The organism is Huijunlia imazamoxiresistens (genome assembly GCF_037132455.1).
Taxonomy (GTDB): Bacteria; Bacteroidota; Bacteroidia; order Chitinophagales; family Chitinophagaceae; genus Flavisolibacter; species Flavisolibacter imazamoxiresistens.
In genome coordinates this window covers 141,953-165,666 of the sequence record NZ_JBBBEI010000012.1, presented here as the reverse complement: position 1 = coordinate 165,666, position 23,714 = coordinate 141,953, and the positions used below count along the sequence as shown (strand labels likewise).

Annotated in this window: 10 protein-coding genes; 8 read left to right on the top strand and 2 right to left on the bottom strand. The window is 54.6% G+C overall.

The genetic code is table 11. The features are described 5' to 3' along the window. Window positions 1–206: 206 nt before the first annotated feature. Both V9K67_RS15765 and V9K67_RS15760 read left to right on the top strand, forming a co-directional pair. Entirely contained in the window at window positions 207–4,088 is a 3,882-nt protein-coding gene (locus V9K67_RS15765) for a rhamnogalacturonan lyase family protein (RefSeq protein WP_336724017.1), read from the top strand. Window positions 4,089–4,219: 131 nt separating this feature from the next. Next, on the top strand, window positions 4,220–6,118 hold the full coding sequence (locus V9K67_RS15760) for an AMP-binding protein (protein WP_336724016.1): 1,899 nt from the start codon (window positions 4,220–4,222) through the stop codon (window positions 6,116–6,118). 15 nt (window positions 6,119–6,133) lie between these two features. On the opposite strand, the gene V9K67_RS15755 is transcribed toward V9K67_RS15760, so the two are convergent. Next, a complete protein-coding gene (locus tag V9K67_RS15755; protein ID WP_336724015.1) occupies window positions 6,134–7,321 on the bottom strand; it encodes a BamA/TamA family outer membrane protein in 1,188 nt (395 codons plus the stop codon). Window positions 7,322–8,680: 1,359 nt separating this feature from the next. Here V9K67_RS15755 and V9K67_RS15750 point away from each other — a divergent pair. The 6 genes from V9K67_RS15750 (at window position 8,681) to V9K67_RS15725 (ending at window position 19,508) form a co-directional block, all read left to right on the top strand. Next, window positions 8,681–11,578, top strand: a complete 2,898-nt coding sequence (locus V9K67_RS15750; protein ID WP_336724013.1) for an exo-beta-1,4-galactosidase — start codon at window positions 8,681–8,683, stop codon at window positions 11,576–11,578. 543 nt (window positions 11,579–12,121) lie between these two features. Beyond that, window positions 12,122–14,599, top strand: coding sequence for a beta-galactosidase (locus V9K67_RS15745; protein ID WP_336724012.1), 2,478 nt, complete (start codon window positions 12,122–12,124; stop codon window positions 14,597–14,599). A 33-nt stretch (window positions 14,600–14,632) separates the two neighbouring features. Further along, the gene (locus V9K67_RS15740; RefSeq protein ID WP_336724010.1) at window positions 14,633–15,202 is read left to right on the top strand and encodes an MFS transporter; all 570 of its coding nucleotides are present in this window, start codon (window positions 14,633–14,635) and stop codon (window positions 15,200–15,202) included. A 38-nt stretch (window positions 15,203–15,240) separates the two neighbouring features. Beyond that, window positions 15,241–18,117 carry a DUF8487 domain-containing protein gene (locus V9K67_RS15735; protein ID WP_336724008.1) on the top strand — a complete coding sequence of 959 codons (2,877 nt, stop codon included), beginning with the start codon at window positions 15,241–15,243 and terminating at the stop codon, window positions 18,115–18,117. Between the two features lie 41 nt (window positions 18,118–18,158). Beyond that, a complete protein-coding gene (locus V9K67_RS15730) occupies window positions 18,159–18,608 on the top strand; it encodes a hypothetical protein (RefSeq protein WP_336724006.1) in 450 nt (149 codons plus the stop codon). A 459-nt stretch (window positions 18,609–19,067) separates the two neighbouring features. Beyond that, window positions 19,068–19,508, top strand: coding sequence for a response regulator (locus tag V9K67_RS15725; protein ID WP_336724004.1), 441 nt, complete (start codon window positions 19,068–19,070; stop codon window positions 19,506–19,508). Window positions 19,509–19,661: 153 nt separating this feature from the next. Here V9K67_RS15725 and V9K67_RS15720 read toward each other — a convergent pair whose 3' ends face one another. Beyond that, a complete protein-coding gene (locus tag V9K67_RS15720) occupies window positions 19,662–23,633 on the bottom strand; it encodes a hybrid sensor histidine kinase/response regulator transcription factor (RefSeq protein WP_336724002.1) in 3,972 nt (1,323 codons plus the stop codon). Between the last annotated feature and the right edge of the window lie 81 nt (window positions 23,634–23,714).

Here is a 23,714-nt window from a genome sequence, read left to right as displayed (position 1 = left end):
TGTTTTTCGTCCTCCCGACTTTAGGTCCTCCGTCTTTCCTCCTTATAACCATTTTTAAGGCGTTTCCACTATTGCTGTTCCCGGGATTTCCAGGAACGGTGACTGCATGGTGCCCTGCCGATCTGGCTTCTGCTGCAGAAGGCCGGCAGGATGCTTTTTGTTTCCCCTGAACCTGTTAAGCAAAATCTATTAATAAAGCTTGCTGTATGAAAAAAAGAATACACTTTTTTATCCTGGCACTGGTCGGGTGCCTATCGGCTGACCTGTATGCGCAATCGGCCGTGGCGACCTGGCCGCTGACGTCCGCCGCCACCACCACTCCCACCACAACAGGCGGCATTACCGCGTCTGCTGAAGGCAGGGGTCCTGTTTTTCCTGCGCCCACGTACACGAACCGCACCCTTTCCGGTACCAGTACCTCGGTCGGTACCCAGCACTTCACCGTAAACCCGGGAGGGGTGGGCACTTCTTCCACGACCGCCCACCTCAACGGCGGTTATGTGCAATTTGCGGTAACCCCCCAGGCCGGTTACGAGTTTACCGTCAACACCGTTTCGTTCAACATGGGATCCGCAGGCGCCAACTCCAACGGTTATTCCATTGAGTATTCCCTGAACAGTGATTTTTCTTCTCCCGTCATTATAGGCGGCCACCCGGGCGGCAGCACTGCTTTTGTCGCCAGAGACGTCCTGTATCCCTTCAGCTTTGCCCTTTCGGGGCTGACCATACCCTCGGATAAAACGTTGTACCTGCGTATTTACGCCTGGAATGGCAGCACCAGCGTCCGCACCCTGCTGCTGAACAACCTGGTCGTTTCCGGCCAGGCCACCTCGCCCAAGCCCGCCCTGGCCACACCGTCCGTTAGCAACCTGGCGGCGACAACGGCCACTGCAGGCGGCAATGTGGTGAGCGATGGGGGCAGTACCGTCACCGAGCGTGGTCTGGTGTACGGCACCACCGCCAATCCCACCACTGCCGATGCCAAAGTGCTGGATCCGTCGGGGGGCACGGGTGCCTTTAGCTTCTCCTTAACCGGATTAGCCCCTTATACCACTTATTTCCTGAGGGCCTATGCCACCAACAGCAGCGGAACGGCATATAGCGAAAATATCAGCTTTACCACTCCCGATCTGCCCGATGCCGTCGTGAACGCTCCCCGGCAAATGGAATACCTCAACCGGGGCGTGGTGGCCGTGCGGTCGGCCGCCGACAAAGTGTTTGTAAGCTGGCGCCTGCTGGGTACCGACCCTTCCGGCATTGCCTTCAACCTGTATCGCGATGGCGTGAAGCTGAACGCCGCCCCGCTGGCCACCTCCACCAACTATGTAGACACCACCGCCACCAACGGCACTTATACCGTACGGCCCGTGCTGGGCGGGGTGGAAGGGGCTCCTTCCGCTCCCGTTTCCATTTGGGGGCAGCAGTATTTATCCATTCCGCTCCAGGTGCCTGCCGGCGGCACCACGCCGGATGGCGTGGCGTATACCTACTCGGCCAACGACTGCTCGGTAGGGGATGTGGACGGTGACGGCGCCTACGAGATCTTTGTGAAGTGGGATCCTTCCAACTCCAAGGACAACTCCCAAAGCGGCTATACCGGCAATGTGTACATCGATTGCTATAAAATGAACGGTGCCCACCTGTGGCGCATCGACCTGGGCCGCAACATCCGCGCCGGCGCCCACTACACCCAGTTCATGGTATACGACCTGGACGGCGACGGCAAAGCCGAGATGGCCTGCAAAACCGCCGACGGCACCGTGGACGGCAACGGCCTGGCCATCGGCAACCCGGCGGCCGACTACCGCAACAGCAGTGGTTATATCCTGTCGGGCCCGGAATACCTTACCGTATTCAACGGTCAGACCGGTGCGGCCATGGCCACTACGGCCTACCTGCCGGCCCGCGGATCGGTTGCCTCCTGGGGCGACAGCTACGGCAACCGCGTAGACCGCTTTGTGGCCGCAGTGGCCTACCTGGATGGGCAACGCCCGAGCCTGGTATTCGGCCGCGGTTACTATACCCGTATGGTACGGGCGGCCTGGGACTGGCGCAATGGCCAGCTCACCAACCGCTGGGTATTCGACTCCAATGAACCGGGCAACGGCGCCTATGCCGGCCAGGGCAACCACCAGATGAGCATAGCCGATGTGGACGGCGATGGCAAGGACGAGGTCTTCAACGGTTCCTCGGCCATCAACGACAACGGCCGGCGCTTTTGGGCCAACGCCAAGGGCCATGGCGACGCCCTGCATTTAAGCGACCTGGACCCCGAACGTCCCGGGCTGGAGCTGTGGAGCTGCCACGAAGAGGAAGACAACTATGCTCCTTACGGGCTGCGGCTGAAAGATGCCCGGACAGGCGAGACCATCTTTGGCGTGACCACCACCGGCGACATCGGCCGTGCCATGGCCGCCGATATCGACCCCCGCTACCCGGGCGCCGAAATGTGGGGTTCCTCCGGCGGGTTGTTTTCCAGCAAAGGCCAGCAGATTTCCACCTCCCGGCCCACGATCAATGCCGGCATCTGGTGGGATGGCGACCTGAGCCGGGAATTGCTGGACGCCGGCTATAACGCTACTTCCAACTCCAGCACCGTACGCCTGGAAAAATGGAATGGGGCCACCAACTCCCTGCAGCGCCTGCTTACCCCCAGCCTGCCGGAAAACGGTTCGGCCCAGACCAACAACACCACGAAGGCCAACGCCGGGCTCACCGCCGACCTTCTTGGCGACTGGCGCGAGGAAATGATCCTGCGCAGCAGCGACAATACCCAACTGCTGGTGTTTACCACCACCATTCCCACGGAGCACCGCATCTATACCCTGATGCACGACCCCCAGTACCGTACGGCGATTGCCTGGCAGAACTCGGCCTACAACCAGCCGCCGCACCCGGGCTTCTTCCTGGGCACCGGCATGGCGGCCCCGCCCACGCCCCAGATTGCCGTTAAGGATATCGTGGCGCCCGAAGCGAGCCTGATCACCCGCCTCGCTCCCGATACGGCCGCCTCCAATGCCACCTCGGTCACCTACCGGGTAGTCTTTACCGAGGACGTGAACGGTGTGGATGCCTCCGATTTTACCCTGGTCACCACCGGCGACCTGGCCGGCACCATTGCCTCGGTAACCGCCGTGGCTCCTGCGGTTTATGAAGTAAGGGTGGAGGACCTGACCGGAGAAGGCGGGCTGCGCCTCGACCTGAAAGGGGAAGCGACCGCGATCGCCGATGCTTCGGGCAATGCCCAGGCCGGGGGCTTTACCGCCGGCGAAGGATTTACACGGGTGAAAGCCGGGCAAACCATCACCTTTAATGAACTGGGCGTGAAAGCTTTTGGCGCGGCCGACTTCGATGCCGGTGCCACGGCTTCTTCTGACCTCCAGGTGCAATACAGTTCCTCCAACGCCGGAGTGGCGACCATCATAAACGGTACCGTGCACATCACCGGGCTGGGTACAACGGAGATATGGGCTTCCCAACCCGGCGACAACCGGTACCGGCCTGCCCCGGCCGTCGTGCAGGTACTGACGGTCCGGGACCTGGTTGCTCCCAGCCAGCCGCAGGCACTGACCGCCAGCAAGACCGCCGACGGCAAAGTTTTGCTGATGTGGCAGGCGGCTACCGACGATATCGGCGTGGCCGGTTACGCTATTTTCCTGAACGGCAAACAACTCAATGCGGAGCCCATCACCGGGACTTCCTTCCTGACCGATGCGCCTTCCGGCAGCCTGGTGTATGGCTACACGGTGCTGGCCTCGGATGCGGCGGAAAATCATTCGCCCGAAAGCGCCACGGCCCTGTTTTCCAACAGCAACGGCGGCGGTGCCCAGCAAACCCTGGAAGTACTGAAGGTATTTCCCAACCCGAATGACGGAGCCTTCAAGGTGCGCCTGAACAGTACGCAAATGGGTACCGTATACCTTACCGTGACCAACAGCAATGGCGCAGTGGTGCAAAGCCTCAGCGAAGGAAAGTCGGATGAGGTGTACCAGCGCCAGTTTAACCTGAAGGGTGTGCCCAAAGGCCTGTACCTGGTGCGCGTAGCGGTCGGCTCATTTGTACAAACCAGCACCGTCCTGATTCAATAGCGCGGCAGCTGATTTTATTTCCGGAAAAAAGGAGGGCCCTGTACAGCCCTCCTTTTTCTATTCCCGGAGGAGCGCGGGTGTCCTCTTTTTTCAGTAAATTACTGGTTGTTGGGCACCAACGTCTGCACGTCATGAATTACAGGGAATTATACCATTACAGCATTCATGAGAAGGAAAAGTTCTGGGCGGAACAAGCCCGCCAGCTCCGGTGGTTTAAAGAGCCTTCCCGCATATTAAGTCAAAACGAAAAAGGCTTTTACCGCTGGTTTGCTGATGGGGAAATGAATACCTGTTACCTGTGCCTTGACTACCAGGTAGAGCAGGGCCGGGGGAGCCAAGCGGCCCTGATATACGACTCACCCGTTACCGGCATCGTCACAAAATATACCTACGCGGACCTGAAACATGCGGTAGCGAAATTTGCAGGCGGTTTACAAAATCTTGGCATTACCAAAGGCGATACGGTGGTCATCTATATGCCGGTCATACCCGAGGCGGCCATTGCCATGCTGGCCTGTGCCCGGATCGGGGCCATCCATTCGGTGGTGTTTGGCGGTTTCGCCCCGCATGAACTCAGCATCCGCATTGATGACGCCCGGCCTAAAGTGATCCTCTCCGCCTCCTTCGGGATCGAGGTGGACCGGGTGATCCCCTATAAACCGCTGGTGGATGCAGCCATCCAGCAGGCACAGCACAAACCGGCTTACAAAGTATTTTTCCAGCGCCGGCCGGGTTATGACGCCTTAAACGGTGCTGATGAACTTGATTTTTCCCACCTGCTCCAGCAGGGGGCTGCCGCCGGTTGCGTTCCTCTACGGGCCACCGATCCGCTCTATATTATTTATACGTCCGGCACCACGGGAAAGCCCAAGGGCATTATTAGGGATAACGGGGGGTATGCCACCGCCCTGAAATTCAGCATGACCTATTTTTATAACGTGGAGCCGGGTGAAGTGTTCTGGGCGGCCAGCGACATTGGCTGGACGGTAGGCCATTCCTATATGATCTATGGACCGCTGCTCCAGGGGTGCACTACCGTTATGTATGAAGGAAAGCCGGTGAAAACACCCGATGCCGGCGCCTTCTGGCGGGTGATTGAACAACACAAAGTAAAAAGCTTATTTACGGCGCCAACGGCTATTCGGGCCATCAAGAAAGAGGATTTTTTGGGAAAATTGGTAAAGCAATATGACCTCCGTCATTTTCAAGCGTTGTTCCTTGCCGGGGAACGTTGTGATCCGCCCACTTATTTCTGGATAAAGGAGCTGTTGCAGTGCCCGGTCATTGACCATTGGTGGCAAACGGAAAGCGGGTGGCCGATGCTGGGGATCATGACGGGGGTAGAACCCTTATCCCCGAAAGCCGGCTCGGCAGGTATGCCGGTTTGCGGATATGACATACAGATACTTTCGGAAAACGGAAGTCCGCTTCCGGAAAACAGCGAAGGATCGGTAGTGGTAAAATTGCCGCTTCCCCCCGGTAGTTTACTCACCATATGGGAAAATGATGAACGGTTCCGGAAAGGATACCTCGAATCTTTTCCCGGTTATTATGTAACGGGGGACGGCGGCCATAAGGACGGCGATGGCTATTTTTACATCATGGGGCGCATCGATGACGAGATCAATGTTTCCGGTCACCGCTTGAGCACGGGTGAAATGGAAGAACTGGTGGCCCTTCATGAATCGGTGGCCGAATGCGCCGTTGTAGGAATTGCAGATGAGTTGCGGGGGCAGCGGCCGATTGCATTGGTTTTATTGAAGGATGGCGCTACTATAGCAGAAGAAAAGCTGGAAGAAGAACTCGTACAGGTGATCCGGGAAAAGATCGGTGCGCTTGCCTGTTTTAAAAGTGCCGTCATTATCAAAAGATTGCCCAAAACACGCTCCGGAAAAATTCTTCGTAAGATCATCTGCCATATTGCAGATGGTGTTGCTTATTCCCCGCCTTCCACGATCGACGATCCGCTGATTCTTACCGAGATCGCAGATAAATTAAGGGCGCGCAGGATCGGTTTGGCCTTCCAGTAGAATGGAAGGTCCGTCTTAGAATGCTTCTCCGATAAAGATATAAAAACCTCTTCCTTCTTTGGTAAAGGCCACATCCAACCTTGTGAATATATCTTTTTTAGGAAACAGCAGGAAACGTAATCCGGCTCCTCCTGCAAAGACAAAATCACGGGTTGAAAATTCATGGAACCGGTTGAATACGCTGCCGGTTCCACCAAATACAGCAGCACCCCATCTCTTCGTAAAACTGAAGGGAAGCGGAAGCAAACGATATTCTACCTGGGCGGATATTTGATTCCTGTCCCTGTACCTTCCCAAATAATACCCCCGCATTAAACTTTCTCCTCCCATCAGGGACAACTGGTTGAAAGGAGGGGCCCCCACGCTGAATTGGCCAAATACCTGGGCCGCTAATACATCTCTTTCATTAATAGACTTATAGAACCTGTTATCAGAAATTATGGAGGTGAACGAATAATCACTTCCCCACCTTTTATCATAGTGCAGCAGGGCCAGTTCCGCAAAACTTCCTTCCCGGACATTCATCACGTTATGCCGCTTGTCGTACACTATGCCGGTCCCGAAACCCAGGTTTAATGATCCTTCATGTCCTAAAGGCTTTTCCGTAAAGGTTGGCTCATGAGCAACAAAGTTTACGGAGGAGATCCTTTGAAGGTCAGCTTCCACGCCTGTAAATAGATTGTCGCCTATTTTTTTTAAGGCTCTTTCCTTTATATTGAGTTGCCGGGCATCTACCCGGGCCTGGTATTGAGCAGGTGTATTAGGTCCGGTGCCAAAATATAAGAGGGGAAAGTTCTGGTAGCGCAATCTTCCGATAAAGGACCATCGGTTCTGGTGGCTGTACAAAGCATGGTCAAACCAGAAGCCGTACTGGTTTTCCAGCGTATAGAAAGTGAATCCATTCACTTCACTGAGCCTGTTGGTCGTATCTTTTTTGGCATAATAAACAAATAAGGAACTTAACCCGAATTCCCATCGGGTTTCCGGTGCGTAGGCCAATGTAGGATAAACAATAAATTGGGGCTCCCTTATGTCCGTAGTATCCCTGACCAACTTGGCAACATACTTTTTTACCAGCTGGGTTGGTTGGGCTGCAAGCTGATGAGAGTAGGGATATCCTAATAAAGCCAGGAGCAGCACCAGGGACTTTCCAGGCCGTGATAGGATTTTAAGAAAGGAAAGATGTTTTAAATTATTGTTCATATATGTTTTGTCAGGTATATTCTTTCCGGCTTTCTTTTACCAGGGGGCTGTTTATGCAGGAAGCATACGAAGCCTTACGAAATAAAAAAGCCCTGATAACTTTTAATTATCAAGGTCTTAGGGATTTTGAACTAGCCCGGCGGAGAGAGGAATTCTAAGATTGCCCTGCTTCCCGGACTTTTAATATTTATTTTCAATGAATTATAAATTATGTCGGCGTTATGTTTGAGCCTCCTGGTTTGAGGCTATCGTTTGAGCTTTTTATTAAGCAATAAAGCGAATTGGGGGACATCTTAGCCAATTTTTAAGGCTTATTCCATCCTTTTCTTTACTTCTTTATTGGCCTAAAAGGGCTTCTTTCAGAGAACTGTTTGGACCTCAAAGGTAACTCAATTATGATTTACCAGGAAATAAAGAAAAGTTTCCTTCCCGCGTAGTGAAGGGAGACAGCGGGGATTACCTGATAATTCAATCCCGGGTTCCGAATGCTTTTTGACCTCTCTACTCATTCCTGCTTACGGAATACGGAGTTGGGTTGTGTTCAGGGCGAATAGGTAGACTTAGAGCTTATGTCGGCTTCCCCTTATAAAGGGTCACTTCCAAGTAGGGATTTTAATTGGGTTGAGGTCCCCCGGAAAACGGGGTGATCGGCCCTACTCTGATCTTTTGCCAGTTCAGCAGAAACCGTTCGTCTTTTGCCTGCTTAAATGAAAGTTCAAAATATCTGGGATAGTCTTCCAGGCGCTGGAGAATGGTTCACGAGGCAAGAATATTCAGAACGGGCAGGCCTGTAACCCTTCAAGGCTGTTGGTGGGGGTAAACACTTCCCAAAAGAAAAAGGGAATATAGAAAGCTTCCGGGATCAGCGGCCCGGGGCCAAAAGGGCAAAATGGAAAAGGAATAAATCCGTGGATGGATGCCGAAGTAAACCCTTGTTACAGCCGGTGCAGGTTCCATTGCTCCAGACAGGAACTACTGCTTTATGCCGGAAGATTTTTGAACTTGCAGGCCCGACCGCTACCTGCGCGCCTTTTTTTCCTGTTCTTTTGGGATGTCTTTTTGGGTTTTTGGATTTTTTTCATGGGACAATCCTTACTCCCCTTTGAAATTGTATTTTTTGAGGAAGCAGGCAAAGGTTGTTTTTGCTTCACGGAGTTAAAAAATCCTCATGGCATTTTTCCGTTGGCCTTTTCCTTGAAGCTTGGAAGCTGTAGCTGCTTTTTAACTGGATAAAAGTTACGCTTCCCTTTTGTGCACCATAAGATAATCCATCAAAACCATAATATGTTCCACGTCTAAGTCTTTTTTGTGTACGTACTTTGGGTCCCCAAATTTCCCAAATCCCAAACCTTTTGCTATATGAATTTCCGTGTGGCGTTTTGTGGCCTCCTCTTTTTCTTTCATTCCTCATTGAAGGCCCAGCAAATTTCCCTGGCTGGGAAGTGGCGTTTTGCCGTAGACAGCAGCGACAGGGGCATTTCAGAGGGCTGGGCCACCAAACGGCTGGCCGTTGAAATACAGCTCCCGGGATCCATGGCCCAAAACGGTAAGGGCGATGAGGTGACCCTCCGCACGAAATGGACGGGAAGCATCTACGACAGCTCTTTTTTCTTCCGTCCTTCCCTGGCGAAGTACCGCCAGCCTGGCAACCTCAAAATCCCTTTTTGGCTCACGCCGGCTAAGCATTATGTTGGTCCCGCCTGGTACCAGAAGGAGGTTTTCATCCCGGCCGGCTGGAAGGGGAAGGAAATTGAGCTGTTCCTGGAGCGGGTGCATTTCCAAACGACAGTCTGGGTAGATGGAAAAAGGGCCGGTGGAGGCAATTCCCTGTCTACGCCGCACCGCTTTCACCTGTCCTCCCTGCTCCAACCGGGCAAACACCTGCTGACCATACGGGTGGACAACCGGATAAAGGACGCCAATGTGGGACCCGATTCGCACAGCGTGTCCGATCACACCCAGGGAAACTGGAACGGCCTGGTGGGCAAACTGCTGCTGCGGGCCCTGCCTGCAGCCTTAATAGAAGAAGTGCAGGTGTACCCCGATATCCGGGCGAAAAGGGCGAAGGTATTGTTTACACTCATTAATACCGGTGTAAAGACAGTTCGCGGCAACCTCACGGCCGCGGCCAAAAGCTGTAACACCGCCACTGCCCATACCGTGGCGCCGGTGACCAGAAGCGTTACTCTGAAAGGAGGGGATACCCTGCAGGTCGACCTGCTGCTTCCCATGGGCGAAAAAATGCAGCTCTGGGATGAGTTCAGCCCGGCCTTGTACGAACTGGCCGCCTCCTGGAGCACGCCAGGGCACCGGCAGGAAAAAAAGCTGTCGTTCGGCATGCGGGAGATTAAAGTAGACGGGACAAAATTGCTGGTCAACGGCCGGCCGGTCTTTTTACGCGGTACCCTGCACAACGGCGAAGCACCGCTGACCGGCTACCCGGCCATGGACGAGGCAGGGTGGAGCCGCATTTTCCAAACAGCCAGGGCGCACGGGCTGAACCATGTACGGTTCCACTCCTGGTGCCCGCCCGAGGCCGCTTTTGCAGCTGCCGACAAAGCAGGCATCTACCTGCAGCCGGAAGCCCCTACCTGGCCCAACCACGGCACCTCGGTAGGAGATGGCCGCTTTATCGACCGCTATATATACGAAGAAACGGACCGTATGGTGGCGGCCTACGGCAGCCATCCCTCGTTCTGCATGTTGGCGGCCGGCAACGAGCCTGCCGGGCGCAACCAGGCCGCTTACCTGGCCGGCTTTGTCCGCTACTGGAAAGCAAAGGACAGCCGCCGGGTGTATACCGGCGCCTCGGTGGCCATGAGCTGGCCGCTGGTGCCGGAAAACGAATACATGATCAAGTCCGGTCCCCGGGGGCTTTCCTGGGCGAAAAGCCGGCCCGAAAGTGTTACGGACTACCGCGCCGCCATCGAAAAGTTTACCGTGCCCTATGTGACCCACGAGATGGGGCAGTGGTGCGTGTTCCCTGATTTTAAGGAAATCCAGAAATATACCGGTGTATACCACGCCCGGAACTTTGAGTTGTTCCGCGAACTGCTGAACGACCATGGCATGGACGGGCAGGCGGAAGACTTCCTGTGGGCTTCCGGCAAACTGCAGGCCCTTTGTTATAAGCACGAGATCGAAAAATCGCTACGCACGCCCGGCCTTGCGGGCTTCCAGCTGTTGGGGTTGCAGGACTTTCCCGGCCAGGGGTCGGCCATGATCGGGGTGCTGAATGCCTTCTGGCAGGAAAAAGGGTATGTGTCGGCAGGGGAGTGGCGCCGCTTTTGTAACGCCACCGTGCCGCTGCTGCGTACCGGAACCTTTGTCTATACGAACCGCGATACGCTGGCTGCCGATGTGGAATTGTACCACTACGGAAAGGAAGCCCTGGAAAGGGGCGTGGTGCAATGGACCCTGGCGGGCAAGGATGGCAAAAGGGTAGCCGGGGGAAGGTTTTCTCCGAAGACCTATCCCGCCGGAGGTAACCTTGCGGTGGGTAAGATTTCTTTACCGCTGCACGCGATAACGGAAGCAACACAGCTGCGATTAACCGTAAGCGTTGAAGGTAGCCCGTTCCAAAACGATTGGAACTTCTGGGTGTACCCCGCCCAGCTGCCGCAGGCAGCTACCATGGAAGTGTACGTGACCGATACCTTGGATGCCAGGGCTGAAGAAGTGCTGGGCAAAGGCGGCAAGGTGTTTTTAAACGCCGCCGGAAAGGTGGTCAAGGGCAAAGAGATCGTCATGCATTTTACCCCGGTGTTCTGGAATACGTCCTGGTTCAAAATGCAGCCGCCCCATGTCACGGGCATGCTCATTAAAAAAGAACACCCCATGCTGGCGCAGTTTCCAACCGAGTCCCATACCGACCTGCAGTGGTGGGCCATTGCCAACAGGGCGCAGGTGATGCACCTCGAAGATTTTCCCAAGGGCTTTCAGCCCATAGTTCAGCCTATAGATACCTGGTTTATGAACCGGCGGCTGGCCCTTATTCTGGAAGCCAAAGTAGGGAACGGCAAACTGGTGGTCTCCAGCGCCAACCTGGGAGAGGAGGCGACGGACCCCGCGGCCCGGCAGTTATGGTACAGCATCCGGCGCTACATGGCTTCGTCCTCCTTTGATCCGGCGCAGCCCGTCGACCTTGCCGTCATTAAGGACTTATTGAAAACTCCTTCGCGGGAAACCTGGGACAGCTTTACTAAAGATAGTCCCGATGAGCTGAAGCCCAATCTCCATCAGACAAATAATAAATAAATTGCCTGGCTGAACTGCATCTTGCAACACCAGCTGCATCCCGGACATTTCCTCAATCCCGCCCGGGGCGGCCCTCCCCGGCCGAATACCGGGAAAAGAGAATCCAGTAGCATCAGGGTATTCTCCATAGATAAGGCCCGCTAAAGCAACAGCGGGCCTTGCTTCTTTGAATGGCTGGATAAAAATTAATAATCTGCGACCATAAGATAGTCCATCAAAACCCTAATATAGTATACAAAAAAGTGCTTTTTGTGTTCTTATTTTGGACTTCATCATTCCGTTCATTTCAAACCATTTTGTGCTATATGAATAACCAGGTAAAAGTCTGGACAGAAGACTTTGTGATCCCCACTTATCCCAACCAACAGGGCGCTGCGGTCCATAAATCCATGATGGAGTTTTTAGCCCTGATCGAACAATAAGCAAAATACTTAAGGAGTGGAAGGGAAGTGGCCCGCGGCCCTACCGGGCCGCCAGCTGCTCCAATTCCTGCTCTTCTCTTATTTCAACAATAGGTCAACAACGCACCTTAAAAATGCTGCCATGAACTTTCGAACAATTTGTCGTTTTCCTTTTTTCACCACGGCGCTGCTGCTTTCGGGGGCAGGCGTGTACAGCCAGTCAGCCATTGCACCCAACGTTTACGAGATCGATGCAGGGGTGCCGGGAAAAAAGATCTATTCCGAACATTTAAAGCTGGGCGGAAAAAACAACAGGGGGGACGTGATGGCCGTAAACAATTACTACGTTTCCCTGAATGACAAGCCCTTTATTCCGGTAACCGGGGAGTTCCATTTTTCCCGTTACCCGGCAGCCTATTGGGAAGAATCCCTGAAAAAAATGAAGGCCGGCGGCGTCAATACCGTGGCCACCTATGTCTTCTGGAACGTGCACGAAGAAACCGAAGGGCGGTTTAACTGGAGCGGAGACAGGGATGTACGCAAATTTTTGGAACTGTGCGCCAGGCACCAGCTCTATGCCATCGTGCGCATCGGCCCCTTTTGCCACGGCGAGATCCGCAGCGGCGGCCTGCCTGACTGGCTGCTTGGGCGCCCGCTGACCATCCGGTCCAACGACCCCCTTTACCTGTCGTACGTGGAGAAGCTGTATAACGCCATCGGCAGCCAGTTGAAAAGCCTGTATTTCAAGGACGGCGGACCTGTGGTGGGCATCCAGATCGAGAACGAATACCAGCATTCCGCCGCTCCCTGGGGGCTTACCTACCCCCAGCAGCCCTACGATATGACGGCCTCGGAACGCGACCTGGGCGTTACCCAGGAAGGGGTGGGAATCGCCGAGGGTGGGAATCCCTATGCGGCCCTGGGCAACGACCACATGAAGGTGCTCAAATCCTTATGCCTGAAAGCGGGAATGGAGGTACCCCTGTACACCGCCACGGGCTGGGGCAATGCCGCCATTATTCCGGGTGAATCCATCCCGGTTACGGCCGCCTATGCCTATCCCTTCTGGACGCCGAAAAAAGACGTGTCGCCTTTTTTCCTGTACAAGGATATGCACAAAAAGCCCGACTACGCGCCGGTGCGCTACCAACCCGAAGATTACCCTGCCTTTCCGGCCGAACTGGGATCGGGAATCATGTCGGTCTACACCCGCCGGCCGATCGCCGAACACAAAAGCTTCGACGCCATGATCAACCGCTGCCTGGGCAGCGGCGCCAACGGCATGGGGTATTATATGTACCACGGCGGTTCCACCCCAAGAGGCGAGCACTCCTACTTTAGCGACGAGGCCTACGGGCTGCCCAAGATCTCCTATGACTTCCAGGCGCCCATCGGCGAATACGGCCAGGTGCGGGAAGGGTTCCATCGCCTGAAGCTGCTCCATTTCTTTACGCGTGATTTCGCGGAACAGCTGGCGCCGATGGCCACCGTATTGCCCGGGAATGCTGCCACATTGAAGCCGGAGAACGTTACTGACCTGCGGTACGCAGTGCGGATAAAGGACAATTCCGGTTTTCTCTTTATCAATAACTTCCAGGATGATGCGGTGACGGCGGATAAGACCGGAATCCGGGTATGCATCCGCACCCCTAAGGGTGATGTCTTCCTGCCCCAAACGGGCGGGTTTGACCTGAAAGCCGGGGAGCATGCCATCTTCCCCTTCAACTTCAACCTGAACGGGGTAAACCTCCGCTATGCCACCGCGCAGTTGCTGCTGAAAGCAGGGGACGGGGCAGCCCCTTATTATGTATTCTTCGTGCCGCCCGGCGCCCAGCCTGAATTTTCTTTCGCTAAAAATCCCGGTGTCATTATAAAGAATATCAGCGGCTGCCGGGTGCAGCAGCGTACGGGGGGACTGCTGGTTAGCTGCCGTGCCAACGGTATTTCCGAATTTTCGGTAAATAAGGAGGGCAAGCGGACCAAAGTATTGGTAGTGGATAAGGAAACGGCTTTAAAAGCTTATTCCGTAACTATGGGCGGAAAGCAACACGTACTCTTTTCCGAGGCAGTGGTCCTTCAAAACGGGGATTCCATCGAGTTTTTAAGTAAGGGAAAAAGCAGTTTTGAGTGCTCCGTTTACCCCAGGCTGCCAGCGGCGCCGAAGGCGCAAACAGGAACCCTGTCGGCAACCAAAGGCAATTCCTCCTTTTCCGCCTTTCGTGTTTCCCTGCCCCCGGTTGACCTGCCCCTCACGACCAGGGCAATCGGCAATAGGAAGCTGGTAGTGCCGCTGCCGCAGGAATTGCCCGAAGGGGTAAACGATATTTTCCTGACCGTGGATTATACCGGCGATACCGGCATGGGCTTTATTAACGGTGAACTGGTTACCGATGAATTTTACAAGGGCATTCCCTGGGAAATAGGCCTGCGGAAGTTTATCGAAAAACAGGCGGCGAAGGAAATGGTATTTTATTTTCGCCCGATGCAGAAGGACGCTTCCTACCTGGTGGATTTAAAGCCTTCGGCCATCCCGGAATTCGGAAAAAACAAAACTTTTTTGAAAGTAAATGCTGTCACCCTGACGCCGGAATACAAAGCCGTCCTGGAAATGGAAAAATAAACTTCAACAATTTAAACGATCAAGCTATCCATTATGAATACGACAATTCTGGTGAAAGGGGGCCCCATTACCTACAATACCATCTTCGAATCCGTAGGCGCCAACCTCGACCGGCAACTTTTTGAGACCGTATCCATCGGCATCGTCAACCTGGTCTTTACCCTTGTGGCCATGTGGCAGGTGGACCGGCTGGGACGCCGCCCCCTGATGCTGATCGGTTCCCTGGGCTTGTCGGTGCTCTACGTGCTGCTCTCCCCGTTGCTGCAAACTAAGGCCAGTGCAGGGCTGGTATCCCTTTTTGTGCTGCTGCCCATCGCCACCTACGCCCCCTCTTTGGCGCCGGTGACCTGGGTGCTGATCTCGGAGATCTTTCCCAACAAGATCCGGGGCGTAGACTCCTCCGTGGCTATTGTGTCGCTCTGGATCGCCTATTTTATCCTGGTATTCACCTTCCCGGTGCTGGCGGAAAAGCTGGGCGCCTATGGCCCCTTTTATCTCTATGCCGGCATTTGCCTGCTGGGGTTTTTATTTGTAAAGGCAAAAGTGAAGGAAACGAAAGGGCAAACCCTGGAGGCGCTGGAGCACAGCATGGGAGCCCATTAAGTCATTAACCTGCATATAGGACACCTAAATTCATGGAGATGAAACGACAAACGATACAGGGAGGCCTCCTTGCCTTCATCCTGGGGTTCTTTTTCCATCCCGGTGCGGCACAACCGCGTAGTAAGTGGCAAAACAACACCGGGGATAGTAAAATCAACCTGGCCGGCGAATGGCGGTTTGGGGTGGATCCGGGGGACAAGGGCGAGCAGGAGCAATGGTTCCAAAAAGAATTAACGGATAAGGTTCGTCTTCCCGGTTCCATGGCGACCAACGGAAAAGGAGAGGAGATCAGCCTGCAGACGCCCTGGACCGGGACCATTTTCGACTCCTCCTGGTTTTTCAAGCCCCAGTATGCTAAGTACCGGCAGCCAGGCAATATCAAGGTGCCTTTCTGGCTGCAGCCCCGGAAATATTACAAGGGGGCGGCCTGGTACCAGAAAGAAGTATCCGTTCCTGCTTCCTGGAAGGGAAAACACCTGGAGCTGTATCTCGAACGCAGCCATTGGGAAACCACGGTTTGGGTGGACGACTGGAAGGTCGGGATGCAAAACAGCCTGGGGACGGCGCAGGTGTTCGACCTGGGCGGGGCCTTGTCGCCGGGCACGCACCGGCTCACCGTCCGGGTGGACAATCGGATAAAAGAGGTAAATGTGGGCCAGAATTCCCACAGCATTACCGACCATACGCAAACCAACTGGAATGGAATGGTAGGTCAGCTTTACCTGGCGACCCGTCCTTCGGTTTACCTCGAAGAGGTACAGCTATACCCCGATGTGCGTAAGAAAATAGTGGCGGCAAAGATCCGGATCAAAAATGCCTCCGGCAGCCCGGTCACCTCCACCATCCGCCTGCAGGCCACTTCCCTTAGTCCCGGGGCTCCAAAGCTGGCGGCAAAGTCCTGGAGCGTGGACGTAAAGGGCGACAGCGCCCTTTTGGAGGCCGTTTATCCCATGGGCGATGCGCCCTTGCTGTGGGATGAGTTTCACCCCAACCTCTATTCGTTGCAGGTGCAATTGACCGGGAAGAACGGCGGGGCGGAAGAGAAAAACATCCCTTTTGGGATGCGGGAGTTTGCTGCCCGGGGTACCCAGTTCAACATAAACGGACGCCCTATTTTCCTGCGGGGCACGCTTGAGTGCGCCATTTTTCCCCTGACGGGCTACCCGGCAACGGACATCGCTTCCTGGATGCGCATCTTCCGCATCGCCCGTTCGTTTGGGTTGAACCACATGCGGTTCCATTCCTGGTGCCCCCCGGAGGCGGCTTTCGAAGCCGCGGACCGGGCGGGCTTTTACCTGCAGGTGGAATGTTCTTCCTGGGCCAACTGGGGCACTACCCTGGGTGATGGCGCCCCTGTTGACGCCTATATTTACGAAGAAAGTGAGCGAATGATCCGGGATTATGGCAATCACCCTTCGTTTTGTATGCTCACCTACGGCAATGAACCGGCCGGCACGAACCATGTCCCCTACCTGAAAGGGTGGGTGAACTATTGGAAGAACAAGGATAACCGCAGGCTGTATACGGCGGCATCCGCCTGGCCTGCCCTTCCGGACAATGAATACCAGGTCGTTTCCGAGCCCCGGATCCAGTTATGGGAAGCCGGTTTAAAGAGCGTCATCAACCGCCAGCCGCCCCGGACGGATTATGACTGGTCGGATACGATTGCCCGGTGGAAGGTTCCCGTTGTCGGCCACGAGATCGGGCAATGGTGCGTTTATCCCGACTTTAAGGAGATCAAAAAATATACAGGGGTAGTACAGGCAAAGAACTTCGAGATTTTTTGGGACCAGCTGCAGCAAAACGGCCTGGGGCACCTGGCCGACTCTTTCCTGCTGGCGTCGGGGAAACTGCAGGCCCTCTGTTACAAATCGGATATAGAAGCGGCCTTGCGGACAAAGGGCTTTGGCGGCTTCCAGCTGCTCGATCTACGCGATTTTCCCGGCCAGGGTACGGCCCTGGTAGGCGTGCTGAACCCGTTCTGGGAGGAGAAAGGATACATTACGGCAAAAGAATACCGCCGTTTTTGCAATGCGGTGGTGCCGCTGGCCCGCTTTCCCAAAATGGTTTATCGGAACAACGAAGTGGTATCCGTGCCGGTGGAAGTCGCCAATTTCGGGGAAAAGGCGCTGGAGGGGGTTTCCCCCTCCTGGACGATCGCCACTACCTCCGGGAAAGTCCTGTTCCGCGGACAGCTTCCCAAAGGGAACATTCCTTTGGGCAATGGCCTTCCACTGGGGGAGATTTCCCAGTCGCTTGCTGCCGTCACCCAGGCCAGCCAACTGGTCCTGACCGTTTCCGTGGGTGAATATCAAAATTCATGGGACCTGTTCGTGTATCCTGCGTCCCTGCCCCGGAACGACACGGGCATCCTGGTGACGCAGCAATGGGATGAAAAGACCATGGAGACATTGGACAAAGGCGGGAAGGTCTTATTGACCATGAAGAAGGGATCGGTTCGACCGGAAAAGGGCGGATCGGTGGCGGTCGGCTTTTCGAGCATTTTTTGGAATACGGCCTGTACCAAAGGCCAGGCCCCGCACACGCTGGGCATTCTCTGCAACCCGCAGCACCCGGCCCTGGCGGAATTTCCCACCGCTTACCACAGCAACTGGCAGTGGTGGGATGCGATGAGCCATTCCGATGCGGTGCTCTTGGATTCGGTAGCCCCGGGGCTGCAGCCCATCGTACGGGTAGTGGATGACTGGGCGACGGCCCGCCCGCTGGGGCTGATCTTCGAATGCCGGGTCGGGAAAGGTCGTTTATTGGTCTCCGGTATCGATTTGCTTACGGATAAAGGGCAACGGCCGGAAGCGGGGCAACTGTTGCATAGCCTGCAGCAGTATATGTCCTCCAGCCGGTTCCAGCCACAGGTGCAGGTGGCCGGGGAAAAGATAAGCGCACTCCTTCAATAAGCAACCTGTACCCTTATTTTCGCAACCTGCTAAATCTGAAAATGATAAAATATTTCAACGCAACACTTGCCCTGGCGCTGTTCTGTTTAAGCCTTCCCTGTTCCGGCCAACTCCGGGTACAGCCCGGTAATAAGCAGATTACTTATATAGGAAGAGTAGCAGTGGCGGAAGACTCCGCAACTTTTTATTGGCCGGGCTCTTCGGCCACCATCAACTTCACGGGTACAGGAGTAAAAGCTACCCTCCGGTCGCTCCGGGAGGAGGGCTTCTTTTATGCTATTGTGGATAATGATGCCTCCAAAGCATTTAAGTTCGGATCCGACAGTATTCGGAAAACCGTTTCCCTGGTGAGCGGGCTTCCCCGGGGAAAGCATTCGTTACAGCTGTACAAACTTTCCAATAACACTTCAGCCAATATCTTTTCTTCCCGTACAAAAAAACGTCGGGTCATCCCAATAAAAGGGAGCAACAGGCGATGGCAAATGTGCTGATCCGATTTATTGACAAGACAGTTAAGTGGTAGGCAGAATCAGGGAGCGTTTTTAAATAGAGAAGGAAAGAGGTGGTCCTTTTCCTGATTTCAGCCCTGAACACCTATCCTACAATAATGTGGTCATTACAACGATACGGATAAACCGGGTACGCATTTTCGTTTGATTCCTAAACCGCCAGCACGGTATAGCTTTTTCCGTTTTTTCCATTTAGGCGCGGCTGGTTTTACAGTAGGACTTTACCTCTACCGGAAGTAACATTGAGTACAACAACCTGATACCATCTGGCCCTTTCTGGAAAGGTCAGACGGGAAGTGATACAAAATGAATATATTTTGAAATGTACAGATAAGAACACTATTTCCATTTTTATTTACTTGCATACAATATGTGAATAGTTCTTTTAGCCGGTCCCATTTCCCTGCTGCCAATTTGATTAACGACTTAACCTTTTTGTGTATGAAGCTTGTCAACGAGCGCAACCCGGTTATCCTGGTTGTTGATGATGATCGGGAAGACCGCCATTTCTTTAGAGAAGCGTTGAGCGAGATTTCTCCTTGCATTACGGTAATCTTCCAGAAAGATACAGACGGCTTATTGGAAGAAATGGAACGTACCTGGCCTTCCCTGATCTTTATAGAATACCGGTTGCCTAAGGAAAATGGGATTGAATTTGTGCAGCGGTTAAAAGCCCATTCTGATCTTTCTGACATTCCCGTGGTCATGTGGAGCAATGCCCGACTGCAGCCTATTGTAAGCGCGGCTTACAAAGCCGGCGTCCAGTTGTACCTGGAAAAGCCATGGGAATTAAAGATATGGGTTCAAAAAATTGAAAAAGTGCTGGAACACAACCGCATTAGCCGGCCTTTCCTTTCCCCCTCCGCCAGGCTTTCCCTTTGATGAGGAGCCGGTACATCAAAAAATGTTCGTAAATGTCATAGTCAGGCCTGTTGAACGGGTCTGCCCAGTAGTTCTTATGGCAAGCAATCGTTAGGCCCCCTGTTTCTACAGGGGGCTTTTCATTGCCGCGTTCTTTAAGTTCAGCATATGCCTTCAGGCCGGCCGACCCCCTTTCAGGTTTTGTACGTAGGCCGAAGGCGTGAGGCCGAACTGCCGGCTGAAGTCCCGCGTAAAGTTGGCCGGAATGCTGTAGCCTACCATCTGCGCCACTTCGTTGATCTTGTACGTCCCTTCCGCCAATAGTGCGGCAGCTTTCTTCAGCCGTGAAAGATTAATCAGCTCATTGGGCGTAAGGTTGGAAAGGGCCTTGATCTTCCGGTACAGCGTGGGCCGGCTCATGTTCATCATCCGGCACAACCCGTCCACGTCCAGGTCCATATCGGTGATGTTGTCCCCGATCACCGCGTTCAACTGTTCCAAAAAGCTCTTGTCTGGGTTGGAGTGGGCCATGCCTTTTAAATGCGTCAGGGGCGAACGGGCAAAATAATCCTTGACGATATTGCGGTTGGTGATCAGGTTGGTGATTTGGGCCTGCAGGTGCTCAAAAGCAAAGGGCTTTTCGATATAGGCGTCGGCGCCCACTTCCAGCCCTTCAATCTTGGCGTTCAGCGAGCTTTTGGCGGTGAGCAAGATGATGGGGATATGGCTGTACTGGATATCGGTTTTGATGCGCCGGCAGAGTTCGATACCATCCATGACCGGCATCATGATGTCGCTGATCACCAGTTGTACATTGTCCCGCTCCAGCACCTCCAGGGCTTCCTGCCCGTTTTGTGCCGTGCGGATGTTATAACCATGCGCCAGCTCCCGCCGGATAAAGTGGAGGATTTCACGGTTGTCTTCCACCAGCAGGATGGTGGGCCGGGAGGCATCCAGGGTGGTTTCTTTTACGTCCGTAGCTTCCTCTGCCGCATCCGCTTCATCGCCCCCGCTTTTCAGGTCGATCTCCGTATCCTGGTGGATGGGCAGGGACAACAAAAACAGGTTTTTGCCATCGGTGGGCGCCTTCAGTTCCAGGGAACCCTGGTGCAGTTCGGCCAGCGCCCGGGCCAGCGGCAGCCCGATGCCGGTGCCTTCTTCCTTACCGGTTTCCTTTATCCGGAAAAACGGCTCAAAAATCTTTTCCTTCAGGTCCGCCGGGATGAGGAAGCCGTCGTTTTTGAATTCGATATGGAAAAGCGTGTCTTCGCTGGAGAAGGGAAGCAGCCGCACCGATACCGTTTTTTCGGCGTACTTGACGGCATTGTTGATCAGGTTGACAAGGATCTTTTTTACCGCTTCGGCGTCCACGAAGGCATGCAGGGTGATCCGGGGCACCTCTACCCGGAATTGCAGGCCCTTCTGTTCGGCTGCGGGGCGGAAAAGGGCCTGCATGTCGGTCAGCAGTTCGTTGATGTCCACCTTGGTGAAGGTCAGGCTGAATTTGTTGGCTTCCGCCTTGCGAAAGTCGAGGAGCTGGTTGGTGAGGTCGATCAGGCGGTTCGTGTTTTTTTTCATGATGTTCAGGCTTTCTTTTAGTTCCGCGTCCAGCTTTGGCCCATTCATCAGCTTGTCCAGCGGCATTTTGATCAGGGTCAGCGGTGTACGGATCTCATGGGCGATATTGGTAAAGAATTCGATCTTGGCATTGTAGATCTCCCGCTCTTTTTCCCGTTCGAACAGGTCGATCTTCCGTTTGTTCCGTGCATTCAAGGCCATGTAATAATACCGCAGAATGGTAAAGACGATGGCGGCGCCTGCCAAAAAGTAAAACAGCCAGGCCCAGGCCGTGGCCCAGAAAGGCGGCAGGATCACGATTTTCAACAAAGTTTCCTGCTGGTTCCATACCCCGTTGCCGGCCGATCCTTTCAGCCGGAAGGTATAATTACCCGGCGGCAGCCGGCGGTAATAAATGCTCCGGCCGGCCTTCATGAGGGTCCAGCCTTTATCGATACCCTCCATTTTGTAGCGGTACGCGTGCATGTCCGGGGTATTGTAACTCAGGGCGGCAACGTCCAGGCTGATACTGGAGCTGTCGTAGGGCAGGGTGATCTTTTGGGCATAGGTGATGGAGGTGGGCAGGGAAGCGGCATTGATGGGCAGGTCGCGGTTGTTGACCTGGATGCCGGTAAGGTATACCGGCGGGATAAAGGTGTTTTTCAAAAAGTCCCTTGGGTTAAAGCGCACCATTCCTTTTACGGTTCCAAAAAACAGGGTCCCGTCGGTATGCTTATAGGCCGAATTATAGTTGAATTGCCCGGTCGGCAGGCCGTTCGATGTCGTATACACCACCATGCGGTCTTCCCGGGGGTGAAACTGTACCAGTCCCCGGGCGGTAGAGATCCACAGCAGGCCCGCGTCATCTTCCAGGATGCGGAACACCTGGTTGTCGGGCAGGCCCGATTCCATAGTGTATTGGGTGAAGGTGCCGTCCCGCCGGTACCGGCTCAACCCTCCTTCGGTACAGAACCAGAGCGTTCCCCTGCTGTCCTCGAACAGGTGGTTCACGTAATTGTTGATCAGGCTGTTGCGGTTGCCGGCCTGGAAGCGGAGGTTGCCGCCCCTGCGGGTACGGGGGTTGAAATAGTAAACACCGTTGCCATAGGTGCTGGCCCAAAGCACCCCCTGCCGGTCCTCGTACAGCGACTGCACCTGGGTGGTAAAAAACGGCACCGGGGAGAAGTGATCCGCCTGCCGGTTGTAGGCATACAGCCCCAGCCAGGTGCCTACCAGCAGGTCGCCCGCCCGGTTGCGGTAAAGTGTCACGATAAAGTTGCTCTTGAAGGAATGGGGGTCTTCCCCGGCATCGTAATGGCGAATAACCTTGCCGGAGGGAATGTCCAAAACATCCAGGCCATGCTCCAGGGTGCCGACCCACAATTCCCGTCCCAAAGGCAGCAGGCCGTGGATATTGGTATAGGAGAGGCCGCCCTGCTCCTTGCCGGGCCCGTAATGGGTAAAAAGGCCGGTTTGAAGGTCCAGCTGGTTCAGGCCGGCATCTTCCGTGCCGATCCAGAGGTTTCCATAATCGTCGCGGCAGATCTCGTGCACCAAATTGCCGCTCAGGCTGTTGCGCCCCGCCTGCGGAAAGTATTTTGTAAAGTTGTTGTGTTGCTGCGAGTAGTAGTTGACCCCACCGAAAAAGGTCCCGATCCAGGTGTTGCCTTCCCGGTCCTTGCAGAAAGAGAAAATAACGTTATCGGTCAGGGAGTAGGGGTTGTTGAACTCCTTTTGCATCCGGGAGCCTTTTCCCGTCTTTGGGTTGTAGCGGTACAGGCCGGATTCCGTTCCGATCCAGATGTCGGTTTCGGACTGGCGCAGGAAGGTGTGCACCTGCAGGTTGTGCAGCAGCGGATCCCCTTCGAAGATATTTTTTAAGGTAAAGGTGCCGGTATGGAGCAGGTACGCATGGTTCAGGGTGCCTACCAGCAGGGTAGAGTCGGTCAGGGGGTAAATTTCCTGGATGCGGCTCCCCATTTTATTCGCCGCCAGTGCCGGCAGCACATGGTCCTCAAAACGGGCCGCCCGGTCATTGTACTTTTTGATCACCCCCCTGCCGGTGGCGGCCCATACGGCGCCCGAAGGGGCAATGCAGAGGCTTAAAAACTCCTCCCCGGTAAAAGCGTCCAGTTTAGTCGTCACCCGGTTGTAGCGGTACAGGCGGGAATTGGAGAGGATCCACAGGTTTTTCTGGAAATCCTCCTTGATCAGCCGCACTTCTCCTTCCGGCAGGCGGCCAAAGGGCGCAAAGGATTCTCTGCGGGGATCGTACAGGTACACGCCTTTGGTGGTACCCACCCAGAGGGTTTCGGTTTCGTCCTCGTGCAGGGTGAAGATGGAGTTGCTGCCGATGCTCCCGGGGTCGGAAAAGTTGTTCCGAAAAATCCGGAAGGCATGGCCGTCGAAGCGGTTCAGCCCGTTGCGGCTGCCCAACCACATAAAGCCTTTGCGGTCCTGCAACATAGCGGTGATGGTGTTGCTGGAAAGGCCCTGCTCCACCCCGTAATTTTTAAAATACAGCTGGGCCCGCAGGCGGGCGGCACCCGGTAACAAAAGGAGCAGCGTTACATAAAATAGATGCTTCAACACCTGGACGTTTTTTGAAATTGGAGATAAGCAGGAGGCTTGTGTATGCAATGTAGCCAAACCGGGCGTACGTCCAGGGGC

Excerpts from the sequence above, each read along its gene's own strand:
- V9K67_RS15745 (WP_336724012.1), top strand. The coding sequence starts at position 12,122 with ATGAACTTTCGAACAATTTGTCGTTTTCCTTTTTTCACCACGGCGCTG.
- V9K67_RS15765 (WP_336724017.1), top strand. The coding sequence starts at position 207 with ATGAAAAAAAGAATACACTTTTTTATCCTGGCACTGGTCGGGTGCCTA.
- V9K67_RS15735 (WP_336724008.1), top strand. The coding sequence starts at position 15,241 with ATGAAACGACAAACGATACAGGGAGGCCTCCTTGCCTTCATCCTGGGG.
- V9K67_RS15725 (WP_336724004.1), top strand. The coding sequence starts at position 19,068 with ATGAAGCTTGTCAACGAGCGCAACCCGGTTATCCTGGTTGTTGATGAT.
- V9K67_RS15755 (WP_336724015.1), bottom strand. The coding sequence starts at position 7,321 with ATGAACAATAATTTAAAACATCTTTCCTTTCTTAAAATCCTATCACGG.
- V9K67_RS15730 (WP_336724006.1), top strand. The coding sequence starts at position 18,159 with ATGATAAAATATTTCAACGCAACACTTGCCCTGGCGCTGTTCTGTTTA.
- V9K67_RS15750 (WP_336724013.1), top strand. The coding sequence starts at position 8,681 with ATGAATTTCCGTGTGGCGTTTTGTGGCCTCCTCTTTTTCTTTCATTCC.
- V9K67_RS15760 (WP_336724016.1), top strand. The coding sequence starts at position 4,220 with ATGAATTACAGGGAATTATACCATTACAGCATTCATGAGAAGGAAAAG.
- V9K67_RS15740 (WP_336724010.1), top strand. The coding sequence starts at position 14,633 with ATGAATACGACAATTCTGGTGAAAGGGGGCCCCATTACCTACAATACC.